The following is a 12,798-nucleotide window of genomic DNA, read 5'->3' as shown; positions in this document are numbered from 1 at the left end:
TGGCGATGCTGACGACGCTTTCGCGGGTAAACCCGCTCCCACAGGCAGACCTCAGACGAACCGGCAGGCGATCGAGCCCAGCTGGTCATAGTCGACATGGAAGGTATCGCCCGGGCGCGCGGCCACGGGGCGGGTGAACGAGCCACCGAGAATGATCTGCCCGGCTTCCAGGCCCACGTCGTAGGGGGCCAGTTTGTTGGCCAGCCAGGCCACGCCCTTGGCCGGGTGGTTGAGCACCGCCGCCGAAACCCCGGACTCCTCGATCACACCGTTGCGATACAGCACCGCCGGCACCTTGCGCAGGTCTATGTCGCCCGGTCGCACGGCGCGCCCGCCCATGACCACCCCGGCGTTGGCGGCGTTGTCGGAGATGGTATCGAAGACCTTGCGGGTGGCGCCGCTGACCGGGTCGACCTGCTGTATGCGTGCATCGATGATCTCCAGGGCCGGAATCACCCACTCGGTGGCGTCGAGCACGTCGAACAGGGTCACGTTCGGCCCCTTGAGCGGCTTGCCGAGCAGAAAGGCCAGCTCCACCTCGACCCTGGGCACGATGAAGCGCGTGAAGGGAATATCGCTGCCTTCGTCGAAGAACATGTCGTCGAGCAGCGCGCCATAGTCGGGCTCGGTGATGTTCGACGAGACTTGCATGGCGCGAGAGGTCAGGCCGATCTTGTGGCCGACCAGCCTGCGCCCGTCCTTGATCTTCTGCGCCACCCAGGCGCGCTGGATGGCGTAGGCGTCCTCGATGCTGATCGAGGGGTGTTCCAGGGAGAACTGGCCGACCTGTTCGCGGGAGCGCTCGGCTTGGTCGAGACGGGCAGCGGCTTGCTGGATGATGTAGGCGTCGAGCATGGAAACCTCAGGGCTGACGGGTGAACAGGGGATGCAGGCTGCTGTGCTTGGCGTCGTATACCTGCGCCTGGCTTTCATCGATTTGCAGGGTCACGCCGACCGGGCGACGTTCCAGCAGCGCGTCCAGGTGCCGGCGCAAGACAGCCAGCAGCGCATCGCCGACCTGCTGGTGCACCGCGGCGCTGCGGCCGCTGCCCATGCGCAGGTTGGCGTAGACGAAGCCGTAGTCGCCGTGGCCATCGGCGATCGCGGCGTGGGCGGCGGGGTAGGCCAGCACGCGGGTGCCGCCTGTGGGGAACACCTGCCGATCATGTTCGTCGCGCTGGGCGAGCATGCAGTCGGCCAGCGCCCGGCACAGGCCGGGCATATCGGCGTCGGCTTCGATATCCGGGCTGTAGAGCAGGACCAGATGGGGCATCGCGGTGCTCCTTACAGGCGGCTGGTGGAGGCCACGCCGGCCGGGTTCGAGGCTTGGGCGGCAGGAATGCTCGTACCGTCCTGCGCGGTGACCGGGAAGATCGCGTTGATCTGGCCGGTGCCGGAGGAACCGAAATACGGCGTCACCACCTCGGCCTTGCCGTCGTACTTCGACCAGCCCAGGGCTCCGAGCAGCATGGCGGTGTCGTGCATGAAGCCTTCGCCGTGGCCCTTGACCGCGTACTCGGGCAGCATCGCGCAGAAGTCGGCCCAGTCGCCGTCCTGCCACATGCGCACGACCCGGTGGTCGAGGGTCTCCAGGAACGGGCTCCAGACCTTGGTGGCGAAGTCCGGCGCCTGGCCGTTCTGGGCGAAACGGTGCGACAGCGAGCCGCTGGCGAGGAAGGCCACGGTGCCGTCGTAGTGCTCCTCGACCGCCTTGCGCATGGCCCAGCCCAGGCGCGCGCTGTCGTTGAGATAGTGCGAGGTGCACAGCGCCGAGACCGAGACCACCTTGAAATGCCGGTCGGCGTTCATGTAGCGCATCGGCACCAGGGTGCCGTATTCCGGGGCCAGGGTGGTGGCGTCGTGGGCCATGGTTTCCACGCCCTGGCGGTTGCATTCGTCGGCCAGGATCCGTCCCAGTTCGGGGTTGCCGGGGAAGCCATAGGTCATGTTGGCGATGAAGTGCGGCAGTTCGTTGCTGGTGTACAGGCCTTCGAAGTGCGCGGCGCAGTTGATGTGGTAGTTGGCATTGACCAGCCAGTGGGTGTCGAACACGACGATGGTGTCCACGCCCAGTTCGCGGCAGCGCCGGCCGATCTCGTGATGGCCGTCGATGGCCGCCTGGCGAAAGCCCTGGCGCGGGCCGGGCAGTTCGGACAGGTACATCGAGGGCACATGGGTGATCTTGGCGGCGAGAGCGAGCTTGCCCATGGGTATCTCCTGCTGAAGGTTGTTGTTCTTGGTGTCCATGAACCTGTGGGAGCGGGTTTACCCGCGAAGGGCTGCACGGCAGCCCCAGCGGTATGAAGCGTTACACGCCCCAGCGTGGAATGTGATGGCTACCCATGGATATACACACGTTCTTGATTTCGGCGAAGACCTCGAAGCTGTATTGCCCGCCTTCGCGGCCGGTACCCGAACCCTTTACGCCACCGAACGGCTGACGCAGGTCGCGCACGTTCTGGCTGTTGATGAATACCATGCCCGCCTCGATACCGCGGGCCAGGCGGTGGGCCTTGCCGATGTCCTGGGTCCAGATGTACGAGGCCAGGCCGTACTCGGTGTCGTTGGCCAGCTGCAGTGCCTCGGCCTCGTCCTTGAACGGGATCAGGCAGACCACCGGGCCGAAGATCTCTTCCTGGGCGATGCGCATCTTGTTGTTCACGTCGGCGAACACCGTCGGCTGGATGAACTGCCCCTTGGCCAGGTGCGCCGGCAGCCCGGCCGGACGCTCCAGGCCTCCAGCCACCAGGCGTGCGCCTTCCTCGAGACCGATGCGGATGTAGCCGGTGACCTTGTCGTAGTGCTGCTGGGTGATCATCGAGCCGACCTGGGTCTTCGGGTCGGTCGGATCGCCGACGATCAGGCGCTTGGCACGGGCGGCGAACTCGCTGACGAACTGTGGATACACGCTTTCCTGGATGAAGATCCGGCTGCCGGCGGTGCAGCGCTCGCCGTTGAGCGAGAAGATGGTGAACAGCGCGGCGTCCAGCGCGCGCTCGAGGTCGGCGTCCTCGAAGATCAGCACCGGCGACTTGCCGCCCAGTTCCATGGAGTACTTCTTCAGGCCTGCGCTCTGCATGATCTTGCGGCCGGTGGCGGTGCCACCGGTGAAGGAGATGGCGCGCACGTCCGGATGACGCACCAGGGCATCACCGGCCGTGGCGCCGTAGCCCTGGATCACGTTCAGCACGCCGTCGGGAATCCCGGCCTCGACCGCCAGGCGGCCCAGCTCGTTGGCCGTCAACGGCGACAGCTCGCTCATCTTCAGCACCGCGGTGTTGCCCAGGGCCAGGCACGGCGCGGTCTTCCAGGTGGCGGTCATGAACGGCACGTTCCACGGCGACACCAGCCCGCACACGCCCACCGGCTGGTACAGGGTGTAGTTGAGCATCTGGTCGTCGACCGGATAGCTGTGGCCGTCCATGCGCGTGCACACTTCGGCGAAGAAGTCGAAGTTGTGCGAGGCCCGGGGGATCAGCACGTTGCGTGTCTGGTGGATCGGCAGGCCGGTGTCCAGGGTCTCCAGCTCGGCCAGCTGCGGGACGTTCTGGTCGATCAGCTCGCCCAGGCGGCGCATCAGCCGGGCACGCTCCTTGGCCGGGGTGTTGGCCCACTTCGGAAAGGCCTGCTTGGCCGCGGCCACGGCCTGGGCGACTTCCTCGGCACCGCCGCTGGCCACCTCGCCGATCGCTTCGCCGGTGGCCGGGTTGTAGTTGATGAAGACATCGCGGCTCTCGACTTCGCGGCCGTTGATCCAGTGCTTGATCATGCTGTTGCCTCTTGTTTGCGGGCGAAGAACTCGGCTTCGCTGACGATCCGGTTGACCAGCCGGCCAACGCCTTGCACCTCCACCACCACTTCGTCGCCCGGCACCACGTCGGCCAGGCCCTCCGGGGTGCCGGTGGCGATCATGTCGCCGGGCTGCAGGGTCATGAAGCTGGAGAAGTATTCGATCAGGTAGGGGATGTCGAAGATCATGTCGGCGGTGCTGCCTTGCTGTTTCAGCTCGCCGTTGATCCAGGTGCGCAGGGTCAGGTTCGACGGGTCCGGCACATCGGCGACATCGACGATCCACGGGCCGACCGGGGTGGTGGCGTCACGGTTCTTCACCCGCAGGTTGGGCCGGTAGTAGTTTTCCAGGTAATCGCGGATGGCGTAGTCGTTGCACACCGTGTAGCCGGCCAGGTACTCGAGGGCATCCTCGCGCCTGACGTTGCGCGCCGGCTTGCCGATCACCGCCACCAGCTCGCACTCGTAGTGCATGTACTTGACGTTGTCCGGGCGCCAGGTGACTTGCTCGTGCCCGGTGTAGGTGCCCGGCGACTTGATGAATGCCAGGGGCTCGGTGGGCGGGGTGAAGGCCAGCTCGGCGGCGTGGTCGGCGTAATTCAGGCCCAGGGCGAACATGCTGCCGGTGGCCGGTGGCAGCCAGGTGACTTGACTGGCGTGGACCAGGCGGCCATCGGCCAGGCGCAGTTGCTGGTCGTGCTCGACGGTGACCTGATGGACCTGGCCGTCGAACTGGATGCGGGCGTGCTTCATGGGGCGAATCCTTGTTCGGCGACGATGGAATTGGTCAGTTGGCCGAGGCCGTCGATCTCGACCGTCACCCGGTCGCCGGGCAGCACATCGACGCGGCCTTCCGGGGTGCCGGTGATCAGCACGTCGCCGGCATGCAAGGTCATGAACTCGCTGATCTCGGCAATCAGTTGCGCCACGCCGCGCACGCAGTTGGCGGTGTTGTTCTGCTGGCGCAACTCGCCGTTGACCCACAGGCGGATGCCCAGCGCATCGGGATTGCCGACCTGCGCGGCAGGCACCAGTTGCGGGCCGAGGGGGCAGAAGCCGTCGCGGCACTTGGCCTTGACCGCAGGGCGGTAGTAGCTGTCCTCGGGCAGGCTGAACTCGTTGACCACGGTGTAGCCCGCCACATGGTCGAGGGCGTTGTCGACACTGACGCGGCTGGCGTGCTTGCCGATCACCACACCCAGCGCAGGCCCCGGCTGCAAGCGTTCGACTCCCGATGGGTAGGTGACCGGTAGGGCGTGGCCATTGCGTGTGTTCGGGGTCTTGATGAACAGCACCGGCTTGACTGGCGGTTGCTGGTAGGGCGCTTCGTGGAAGGACGCCAGGTGCTGCTGCAGCAAGCCCTGGTAGTTCAGGGCGACGCCGAACAGGCTGCCGCTGGCGACCTCGTGCAAGGCACGGCTCATGCTTTTCTCCTGCGGTGAGTGAAGCGGTCGAGGACGCTTCATGGTGTTTTTGTTAATGTATTAACGTTATATTTAATATGTTAACGATCGTCAAGGCATTCGCCGCTGTCCGGTGGTGCTACGATGATTTCCCCGGCGCGTTTCACTGCTGCGAGAACAACAACAATGAAAGAACGACAGCCGATCCCCAACATCAACATCGGGCAGGTCTACGACCAGCGCTACAGCGACAGCGAGGTGCACTGCGACCGGCTCGGCAACCTGGCCGGGTTCTTCGGCCGCAACATGCCGGTGCATCGTCACGATCGCTTTTTCCAGGTGCACTACGTGAAGACCGGCAGTGTGCGGGTCTACCTGGACGATCAGCGCTATCACGAATCCGGACCGATGTTCTTCCTTACCCCGCCGACCATTCCCCATGCCTTCGTCACCGAGGCCGATGCCGACGGTTATGTGCTGACCGTGCGCCAGCAACTGGTCTGGCAACTGCTGCAGGCCGAGCCTGGGCTTGCGCCAGGCCCGCGCCTGCAGCCGGCCTGTGTCGCGCTCGGCCGCCTGCAAGGGCCGGCGGCCGAGGAAGTGCGGCGCCTGGAGCAATTGTTCGCGCTGCTTGGCGACGAGCTCGGCCATGGCCAGGCGGGACAGGGCACCGCGGTACAGGACCTGGCGCGCCTGGTGATGATCAGTCTGTTGCGTCTTAGCGCCAACTCGCTGACGGCCACGCCGGCCAGGCATGAGGACCTGCAGCTGTTCCACCGCTTCAACGAGCTGATCGAGCACCATTACCTCGACCACTGGACATTGCCGGCCTACGCCGCCGCCCTGGGAGTGACCGAGGCGCGTCTGAACGACGTGTGCCGGCGCATCGCCGACCTGCCGTCCAAGCGCCTGGTGTTCGAGCGGTTGATGCAGGAGGCGCGGCGACTGCTGCTGTACTCCGGCGGATCGGCCAACGAAATCTGCTACCGCCTGGGGTTCAAGGACCCGGCCTATTTCAGCCGGTTCTTCCAGCGTCATGCGCAGATGACGCCGGGGGAATATCGCCAGCGCCAGACGGCCTTGCGTTGACAGGGGCATGATGGGAAACCTGCGAGCCATACGCTTCACCTCGATCGTGCGGGGACGCCAGGCGAGAGAAAATGGGCGTTTGGCAGAAGCGCTGGTACTTTTCACAGGGGCTGGACAGCGCGGGTGAAAATGTATTTCACTTTATTAATATCTTAATGAAACCAGTGCCTTATCCTGATGACCAATCCAAGACCTTCCCTGACATTGACCCTGCTGCAAGCCCGCGAAGCAACCATGGCGTTCTTCCGTCCGGCGCTCAACGCCCATGACCTGACCGAGCAGCAATGGCGGGTGATCCGCATCCTGCGTCAGCAGGGCGAGCTGGAGAGCCACCAGTTGGCGGACCTGGCCTGCATTCTCAAACCGAGCATGAGCGGTGTGCTCAAGCGCCTGGAGCGCGACGGCCTGGTAGGCCGGCGCAAGTCGCCGGAGGATCAGCGGCGGATCTTCATCAGCCTGACCGTGCGTGGGCAACAGGCATTCCTGGCGATGAGCGAGGAGATGGAGCGCAACTACCAGGAGATCCAGCGCCAGTTCGGCGCCGACAAGCTGGAACAGTTGATGGGGCTGTTGAACGAGCTGAAGAAAGTCCGGCCCTGACGCCAAGGCCGCTCTCATGGAATTGCATATGACTTGTTGATCTAGCAGGGACCCGTGGGAGCGGCTTCAGCCGCTGCCACACACCGCGTCACTTGTTTCGCGGCTGGGTGCTGGCCTGCGCGAAAATTCTGGCTGTCCTTCACTGGCTGGCCAGATGCAGCGAATCATCGAGAATCTTCAGCAATGAAGCCGCCCGCCGCGCGTACACCGCCGGGTTCGCGTACAACAACTCCACGTGCAGGCTGTCGATGATGCCAAGATACGCATCGCCATACAGCTCCAGCTTGTTGCCGTCGCCGCGAGCCCAGGCATGCCGTTCGCGCAGGGCCTGGCAGAAGCCCTGGCGGATCTGTTCCAGGTAATGCTCGAAGCCGCTGGTAACCACGGGGCGGATCGGCGCCGGTGGCAAAAACGCGGTGCGCAGCACGAAGCGCAGGTTGGCCGAGGCAGCGTAGCGCTCGGCCAGATGCAGCGGGTGCCAGTGCCCCGGCGCCTCGCGGCCTGCCGCTTCATGGGCGAAGCCCGCCTCGACGTAGGTGGTCTCGTCGGCCAGCGCCCGCTCGAAGGCACACACGAACAGCGCGTCCTTGTTGGCGAAATGCGCGTACAGCGAAGCCTTGCGCATGCCCGCCAGGGCGGCGATCTCGTTCAGTGACGAGCCGTCGTAGCCGTGTTCGGCGAAATGGTCGACGGCATGCTCACAGATGCGCGCGGCGGAAGGGGTCAGGGCTTTCAAGGCATCACTCCGGATTGACGCTGTAGTGCGAGGCGCTGATTGTCTTTGCCAAGGTCGCGCGGGTCAAACCAACGATGACCAGGGCGGCGGCGGCCAGCAACCAGGCCCAGGCCGAGGGCCCGACGGTGGCCAGATGCCCGGCCAGCGGCGTGGCGCTGGACGAGATCACCAGTTGCAGGGCGCCGAGCAGGGCGGCCGTCGAGCCGACGTCACGCTGCTGCGAGGACATTGCCAGGGCCATCAAGGTGGCTTCGCAGATCCCCAGGCCGAACAGCGCCAGCACCACGCCAGCCAGCATAGGTGCCAGCCCGGCATCGGCCACGCCCGCGCCGACCATCAGCAGCGCGCCGGCACCCATGCACAGGGCTCCCCACCAGGCCACGCGAGCGACGCCGTGCCGGGTCACCCAGTGGCCGGACAACGCGGCGCCAAGCAAGATGGCGACGCCGCAGCCACCGAACAACAGGCCGAAGTGCGCGCTGGTGAGGCCGAAATGCTGCTGGTACACATAGGCCGAGCCGGCGATGTAGGCAAACAGGAAGAAGAACACCGCCGACAGCGCCAGGGCAGGGCGCAGGAAGGCGCCATCGGCGGCGATGCGCGCATAGGTGCGCCACACCGTGGCCGGCGCCGGGCGCACCCGCTGCGCGCGGGGCAGCGTTTCATCGAGCGCCAGCGTCGAGTTGAGCAGGGTCAGCAGGCCCAGGCCGGCCAACACCAGCATGATCGCCCGCCAGCCATAGGCCGCGTCGACCAGGCCACCGAGCGCCGGGGCAAGGATCGGGGCGAGGCCTTCGATGGTCATCAACAGCGCGAAGATCTGCGCCGCCCGCGCGCCCTCGGCGGTGTCGCGCACCATGCTCATGATCACCACCAGGGTGAGGGCGCTGGCCAGCCCCTGCGCCAGGCGCGCCAGCAGCAATAGCTCCAGCGACGGCGCGGCCGCCGCGGCCAGCGACGCCGCGCTGAACACCATCAGCCCGACCAGCAGTGGACGTCGACGCCCCAGGGCGTCCACCAGCGGCCCGAACAGCAACTGACCAGCCCCCATGGCCAGCAGGAACACGGTCAAGGTCAGCTGCACCTGGCTATAACCGGTGGCGAACTCGCGGGCCATCTCCGGCAGGCTGGCCAGGTACATGTCGATGGCCGAAGGGCCAAGGGCGCCGATCAGGGCGAGGGAGGCGGCGAAGCGCAGGTTGGAAGTGCTGGACATGACGTGTACATCCGTTGAACGAAAAGAAACCTACCGATAGGTAGGCTGGCGAAGCATAGTCAGAATGCCAGGGAGGGTCAACGGCTGCCGCGCGCACCTTTCATCCACTCGCGGCGATTTTCTTTTGAATTTTCCCGCGCAGGACCGATCAGTCAGGGTGTCATCCATGGAAAAAGGAGGGCCTCTCGCGATGCCAAGTCCGCAGCTGTACACCATCGAATACCACCTGCATGGCCAGCCACGGCGGTTCATCATCCGCCTGGAAAGCTTGGACAATGCCGACGCCTGGCACTGGGCCAGTTGCGACGCGGGGTTGGGCATCATCCCGAAATTCGGGCGCGAGAAGATCAGGAAGGTCAGCCGACCAATGGCCGAACGCTACGGGATCACCGAGGTGCGCTGGCGCGTATGAGCGAACGGTCGCGGCTCAGTTGCCGGAGTACTTCACCGCCGCCGCCGTGCGGGTCGGGACGTTGAGTGTCTTGAGCAGCGACGAGACGTGGATGCGCACGGTGAACGGCGAGATGTCCAGGGCCCGGGCGATCTCCTTGTTGGTCTTGCCTTGGGCGATCAGGCGCAACACGTCCTGCTGACGGTGGGTGAGCTGCTCCAGTTCGCTGGTGGCGGACGGTGGCAAAAGCCCGCTGGGCAGGTACCTGACCAGCACTTCCCCTTCGCGAATGGCGAGGATCGTCGCGCCGAACTCTTCGGGGCTGATGCTCTTGCCGATGAAGCCGTCCGCGCCGGCGTCCATGACCTGGCCGATCACTTCTGGTTCGTCGACCATCGACACGATGATCAGGGTGGTGCTCAGAAACTGCTGGCGCAGTTCGACCAGGCACTCGATGCAGGTGAGGCCAGGAAAGCGCAAGTCGAGGATCAGCGTGTCGAGCGGATCGCCGTCGCCGGCCAGCCTGCGCACGTCGTCCAGGGTGCCGGCCTGCTCCAGGCGGGCCTCGGGCAGGATGCGCCGCACGGTGCTGACCATGGCCTCCCTGAACAGCGGATGGTCATCCGCCACGATGATGCGACAACTCACGTCCTGTAACTCCCTGTCCTGCGACACATGCTAATTTAGCAGCCAGCTGCGGCCGTTTCTCTGGCCGGATGTGGAAAATGCCTACTGGCGCACAAGGACGTTACCCCATGAAGTTCGAGAAGAACAACGAACTGGATCAAGCCAACCTGCGCATCATCGTCGCCTCGTGTGCGATCACCTATGTCGCGCTGCTGGGTTTCCTGCCGGGTCGTTCGCCCATCACCTATCTGCCGGTGGTGCTCTACTACGCCGCCTTCGTGGTTGTTTCGATCGCCATGCGCCAGGCCATCAAGCGCTGGCCTGGGCACTACCCGGCGCGGCGGATCTTCGGCATGCTCGGGGACTATACCGGTACCAGTTTCGGACTGGTGGTCGGCGGCGAGACGGCCTTGCCGCTGTACGCGGTGATGGTGTGGATCAACCTGGGCAACGGCATGCGCTTCGGCTCGCGCTACCTGGCCATCGCCACCGTGCTGGCCTTGGCCTCGTTGCTGGTGGTGTGGCGATTGACGCCGTACTGGCAGGAACAGCCGTTTCTGCTGCCGATGCTGTTGACCACCAGCACGCTGATCCCGTTCTACGCCCACCTGCTCCTGGAGCGCACGCGCAAGGCCACGGCGCTGGCCGAGGCGGCGACCCGCGAGAAATCGCGTTTCCTGGCCCAGGCCAGTCACGACCTGCGCCAGCCCATCCACTCCATCGGCCTGTTCACCGCCTGCCTGCGCGAAGCGCGCCTTGGCGAGGAGGAGCGGCGTCTGGTGGACAGCATCGACCGTTCGCTGCACAACGTCTCGCAGCTGTTCCGTTCGATCCTCGACCTCTACACCCTGGACAATGGCCGGGTGCAACCCAAGTGCGAGAGCTTCGCCGTGGATGGCCTGCTGCGCGAATTGCTGCGCCAGAACAGCGAGGCCGCACGCTGGGCTGGGGTGGAAATGCGCCTCGTGCCAAGCCGCCACTGGACCCGCAGCGATCCTGGCATGCTGACGACCATGGTGCAGAACGTGCTGTCCAACAGCTTCAAGTACGCAGCCGGCCGGCCGTTGCTGATCGGCGTGCGACCCCGTGGCCCTGGGTTGGCCATTGTCGTGTGCGATCAGGGGCGAGGCATCGCCAAGGAGCACCAGAGCAAGGTGTTCGAGGAGTTCTATCGGGTGCGCGAGACACGTGACAAGGATGTCGAAGGCGTGGGCCTGGGGCTGGCCATCGTCAAGCGTCTGGGCCACTTGCTGGGGCTGGAGGTGAGTCTGTCCTCGCGTCCCGGGCATGGCACGACCGTGACCCTGCAGGGGCTGCCCAAGGTGCCCGCGCATGCGCCTCGGGCGAGCAACGAATGGGTGCAAGAGGTGGGGCTGCTGACCGGCCTGCGGGTGTGCCTGGTCGAAGATGATCGCAACGTGCTGCAGGCCACCTCGGCCCTGTTGCGCCGCTGGGGCTGCGAAGTCCAGGCCGTGGCGTCGCCCGATGGCCTGACCAGCGACTGTGATGTGATCGTCGCGGACTACGACCTCGGGCCGCAGGCGACGGGCATCGACTGCATCGACAACCTGCGCGCCCAACGTGGACGGGCCGTGCCGGCATTGATCATGACCGGGCACGACACCGACCGCTTGCGGGCGGCGTTGCAGGCGCGTGGCATCGAGGTGCTGAGCAAGCCGGTGCGACCGGCTGAGCTGCGTGTGGCCTTGCGTGGCCTCAGGGAAGCGGCGCCGGTCAGCTAGTCCGGCGCTGCCGGGGGTCACTGGAATACCGGGGCCTGGCCTTCTTTCCAGCAAGTCGGCGACGGGGTGGTAAGCCCCATACCGGCCACGGCGATCATGCCACCGCTGGCCACCTGGCAGTCATAGGTGCCCTTGGCGGTGGTGGCGGTGAAGTAGGTGGTGCTGGAATCACTGCGCACATTGCTGACTTTGCTCACCGGCACGCCGAGGGTGACCTGCGAACGTTGCTTGAGGGTGTCTGCGCTGGGGTTGGCGGTCTGGCAGGCGACCAGGCCGGCGGCCATGGCGAGCACGGCCAGTGGCTTGAGGGTACGGAACATGGCTTTCATCGTGACGCTTCCTTGGCATTGTTTGAATGCACCGCCCTGGCCGCCAGGAAGGGGATGGATTGGCGGCGAGGGCGATTGGGACGACTATAGCCCCGGGGCCTTGGCGAGCGCTGTAGCTCAGGTGTACTAGATGGCCATTTGCCTGCCTCAGGGCTGGCGAGCGATCAGGATGGCTTCGGCAGGGCGATGGGCGAGCAGTTGTTCGTCCACCAGGCGGTCGGCGTCGGCCAGGTTGGCGACCTGGTACCAATGGCCGGCGGGGTGCACGGTGGCGATCGGGCCACGGTTGCAGGGGTACTGGCAGTGCGTGCGGGTGATCAGCACGCCGTCCGCCGTTTCGATCGCCGACGCGGCGGCCAGGCGCTGACGCACGTGCTTCCACAGGGGCAGGGCGCCACGCCGTATACAGCGCGCGCCGATGCACAGGAACAGTTGATGGCGGTGCGGCGGAATGCGTGACCAGTCGGGCTTGGCCGCGACATCGGCCACGCCCGCGCAGCTCGCCTGCTCGTCACCCTGCTCGATCAGCGCGCAGGCGCGGCTCGCCGACAGCGGCTGGCGGCCCAGCAGCGGTGTGCTGACGAACAGCCGCCCGGCGACCTCGGCCGAGCCCGCCAGCTGAGCCAGCTCACTGCGCAGCCAGTCGAGGTAGGCGCTGTCGGCGCTGGGGTCCAGGTCGATCAGCAACAGCGTGCCGCAGCCTTGGTCGATAAAGCGCCGTACCGCCAGCCACAGCGCGTCGAAGCCTGTCGCGGTATCGATCAGGGCATCGACTACCGTGGGGCCGCGCAACGCCAGCAATTGCTGGCGAAAGGCTTCGCTGGCACTGCCGGTGGACAGGTCGGGCCCGACGAACAGCACCTGGTCATGGCTCAT

The 12,798-nt window shown here is 65.7% G+C and carries 15 protein-coding genes; 4 read left to right on the top strand and 11 right to left on the bottom strand.

What is annotated here, in order from left to right:
* Positions 1-51: 51 nt before the first annotated feature.
* The 6 genes from hpaH to ACYUME_RS13740 form a co-directional block, all read right to left on the bottom strand.
* A complete protein-coding gene (hpaH, locus tag ACYUME_RS13765) occupies positions 52-855 on the bottom strand; it encodes a 2-oxo-hept-4-ene-1,7-dioate hydratase (RefSeq protein WP_279886870.1) in 804 nt (267 codons plus the stop codon).
* A 7-nt stretch (positions 856-862) separates the two neighbouring features.
* Positions 863-1,273 (bottom strand): 5-carboxymethyl-2-hydroxymuconate isomerase, encoded by a 411-nt coding sequence (locus tag ACYUME_RS13760; protein ID WP_460415124.1) that lies wholly within the window; start codon positions 1,271-1,273, stop codon positions 863-865.
* Between the two features lie 11 nt (positions 1,274-1,284).
* Positions 1,285-2,208 (bottom strand): 3,4-dihydroxyphenylacetate 2,3-dioxygenase, encoded by a 924-nt coding sequence (gene hpaD, locus ACYUME_RS13755; protein WP_279886874.1) that lies wholly within the window; start codon positions 2,206-2,208, stop codon positions 1,285-1,287.
* Between the two features lie 100 nt (positions 2,209-2,308).
* Entirely contained in the window at positions 2,309-3,769 is a 1,461-nt protein-coding gene (gene hpaE, locus ACYUME_RS13750; protein WP_460415122.1) for a 5-carboxymethyl-2-hydroxymuconate semialdehyde dehydrogenase, read from the bottom strand.
* The gene (locus tag ACYUME_RS13745; RefSeq protein ID WP_279886877.1) at positions 3,766-4,542 is read right to left on the bottom strand and encodes a fumarylacetoacetate hydrolase family protein; all 777 of its coding nucleotides are present in this window, start codon (positions 4,540-4,542) and stop codon (positions 3,766-3,768) included. The genes hpaE and ACYUME_RS13745 overlap by 4 nt, the downstream gene beginning before the upstream one ends.
* Positions 4,539-5,213, bottom strand: a complete 675-nt coding sequence (locus ACYUME_RS13740) for a fumarylacetoacetate hydrolase family protein (protein ID WP_279886878.1) — start codon at positions 5,211-5,213, stop codon at positions 4,539-4,541. Before ACYUME_RS13740 ends, ACYUME_RS13745 begins: the two co-directional genes overlap by 4 nt.
* A 165-nt stretch (positions 5,214-5,378) precedes the next feature.
* Here ACYUME_RS13740 and hpaA point away from each other — a divergent pair, with 165 nt between their 5' ends.
* Complete coding sequence (gene hpaA, locus ACYUME_RS13735; RefSeq protein WP_460415119.1) at positions 5,379-6,281, top strand: 4-hydroxyphenylacetate catabolism regulatory protein HpaA; 903 nt, start codon at positions 5,379-5,381, stop codon at positions 6,279-6,281.
* 177 nt (positions 6,282-6,458) lie between these two features.
* A complete protein-coding gene (hpaR, locus tag ACYUME_RS13730) occupies positions 6,459-6,881 on the top strand; it encodes a homoprotocatechuate degradation operon regulator HpaR (RefSeq protein ID WP_279886881.1) in 423 nt (140 codons plus the stop codon).
* 139 nt (positions 6,882-7,020) lie between these two features.
* On the opposite strand, the gene ACYUME_RS13725 is transcribed toward hpaR, so the two are convergent.
* Positions 7,021-7,617, bottom strand: a complete 597-nt coding sequence (locus tag ACYUME_RS13725; protein WP_460415117.1) for a TetR/AcrR family transcriptional regulator — start codon at positions 7,615-7,617, stop codon at positions 7,021-7,023.
* A gap of 4 nt (positions 7,618-7,621) precedes the next feature.
* Positions 7,622-8,833 carry a Bcr/CflA family efflux MFS transporter gene (locus tag ACYUME_RS13720; protein WP_460415115.1) on the bottom strand — a complete coding sequence of 404 codons (1,212 nt, stop codon included), beginning with the start codon at positions 8,831-8,833 and terminating at the stop codon, positions 7,622-7,624.
* A 190-nt stretch (positions 8,834-9,023) separates the two neighbouring features.
* Here ACYUME_RS13720 and ACYUME_RS13715 point away from each other — a divergent pair, with 190 nt between their 5' ends.
* Positions 9,024-9,245 (top strand): DUF6555 family protein, encoded by a 222-nt coding sequence (locus ACYUME_RS13715; RefSeq protein WP_460415113.1) that lies wholly within the window; start codon positions 9,024-9,026, stop codon positions 9,243-9,245.
* Between the two features lie 15 nt (positions 9,246-9,260).
* Here the strand turns inward: ACYUME_RS13715 and ACYUME_RS13710 are convergent, their stop codons facing one another.
* A complete protein-coding gene (locus tag ACYUME_RS13710) occupies positions 9,261-9,872 on the bottom strand; it encodes a LuxR C-terminal-related transcriptional regulator (RefSeq protein WP_460415111.1) in 612 nt (203 codons plus the stop codon).
* A gap of 107 nt (positions 9,873-9,979) precedes the next feature.
* Here ACYUME_RS13710 and ACYUME_RS13705 point away from each other — a divergent pair, with 107 nt between their 5' ends.
* Entirely contained in the window at positions 9,980-11,593 is a 1,614-nt protein-coding gene (locus ACYUME_RS13705) for an ATP-binding response regulator (RefSeq protein WP_460415109.1), read from the top strand.
* Between the two features lie 17 nt (positions 11,594-11,610).
* On the opposite strand, the gene ACYUME_RS13700 is transcribed toward ACYUME_RS13705, so the two are convergent.
* Together ACYUME_RS13700 and ACYUME_RS13695 are read right to left on the bottom strand one after the other, a co-directional pair.
* Complete coding sequence (locus ACYUME_RS13700; protein ID WP_279886892.1) at positions 11,611-11,922, bottom strand: hypothetical protein; 312 nt, start codon at positions 11,920-11,922, stop codon at positions 11,611-11,613.
* A gap of 147 nt (positions 11,923-12,069) precedes the next feature.
* A complete protein-coding gene (locus ACYUME_RS13695) occupies positions 12,070-12,798 on the bottom strand; it encodes a (2Fe-2S) ferredoxin domain-containing protein (RefSeq protein ID WP_460415107.1) in 729 nt (242 codons plus the stop codon).

The sequence above is a fragment of the Pseudomonas sp. microsymbiont 2 genome, assembly GCF_054788395.1.
The sequence above is the reverse complement of the archived record's forward strand: the minus strand, read 5'-3'. Positions and strand labels throughout refer to the sequence as shown.

What these genes read in the sequence shown, in the direction of transcription:
- ACYUME_RS13760 (WP_460415124.1), bottom strand. Translation starts at nt 1,273, where the DNA reads ATGCCCCATCTGGTCCTGCTCTACAGCCCGGATATCGAAGCCGACGCC.
- ACYUME_RS13745 (WP_279886877.1), bottom strand. Translation starts at nt 4,542, where the DNA reads ATGAAGCACGCCCGCATCCAGTTCGACGGCCAGGTCCATCAGGTCACC.
- ACYUME_RS13700 (WP_279886892.1), bottom strand. Translation starts at nt 11,922, where the DNA reads ATGAAAGCCATGTTCCGTACCCTCAAGCCACTGGCCGTGCTCGCCATG.
- ACYUME_RS13740 (WP_279886878.1), bottom strand. Translation starts at nt 5,213, where the DNA reads ATGAGCCGTGCCTTGCACGAGGTCGCCAGCGGCAGCCTGTTCGGCGTC.
- hpaR (WP_279886881.1), top strand. Translation starts at nt 6,459, where the DNA reads ATGACCAATCCAAGACCTTCCCTGACATTGACCCTGCTGCAAGCCCGC.
- hpaH (WP_279886870.1), bottom strand. Translation starts at nt 855, where the DNA reads ATGCTCGACGCCTACATCATCCAGCAAGCCGCTGCCCGTCTCGACCAA.
- ACYUME_RS13705 (WP_460415109.1), top strand. Translation starts at nt 9,980, where the DNA reads ATGAAGTTCGAGAAGAACAACGAACTGGATCAAGCCAACCTGCGCATC.
- hpaD (WP_279886874.1), bottom strand. Translation starts at nt 2,208, where the DNA reads ATGGGCAAGCTCGCTCTCGCCGCCAAGATCACCCATGTGCCCTCGATG.
- hpaA (WP_460415119.1), top strand. Translation starts at nt 5,379, where the DNA reads ATGAAAGAACGACAGCCGATCCCCAACATCAACATCGGGCAGGTCTAC.
- hpaE (WP_460415122.1), bottom strand. Translation starts at nt 3,769, where the DNA reads ATGATCAAGCACTGGATCAACGGCCGCGAAGTCGAGAGCCGCGATGTC.
- ACYUME_RS13695 (WP_460415107.1), bottom strand. Translation starts at nt 12,798, where the DNA reads ATGAGCCATGACCAGGTGCTGTTCGTCGGGCCCGACCTGTCCACCGGC.
- ACYUME_RS13720 (WP_460415115.1), bottom strand. Translation starts at nt 8,833, where the DNA reads ATGTCCAGCACTTCCAACCTGCGCTTCGCCGCCTCCCTCGCCCTGATC.
- ACYUME_RS13715 (WP_460415113.1), top strand. Translation starts at nt 9,024, where the DNA reads ATGCCAAGTCCGCAGCTGTACACCATCGAATACCACCTGCATGGCCAG.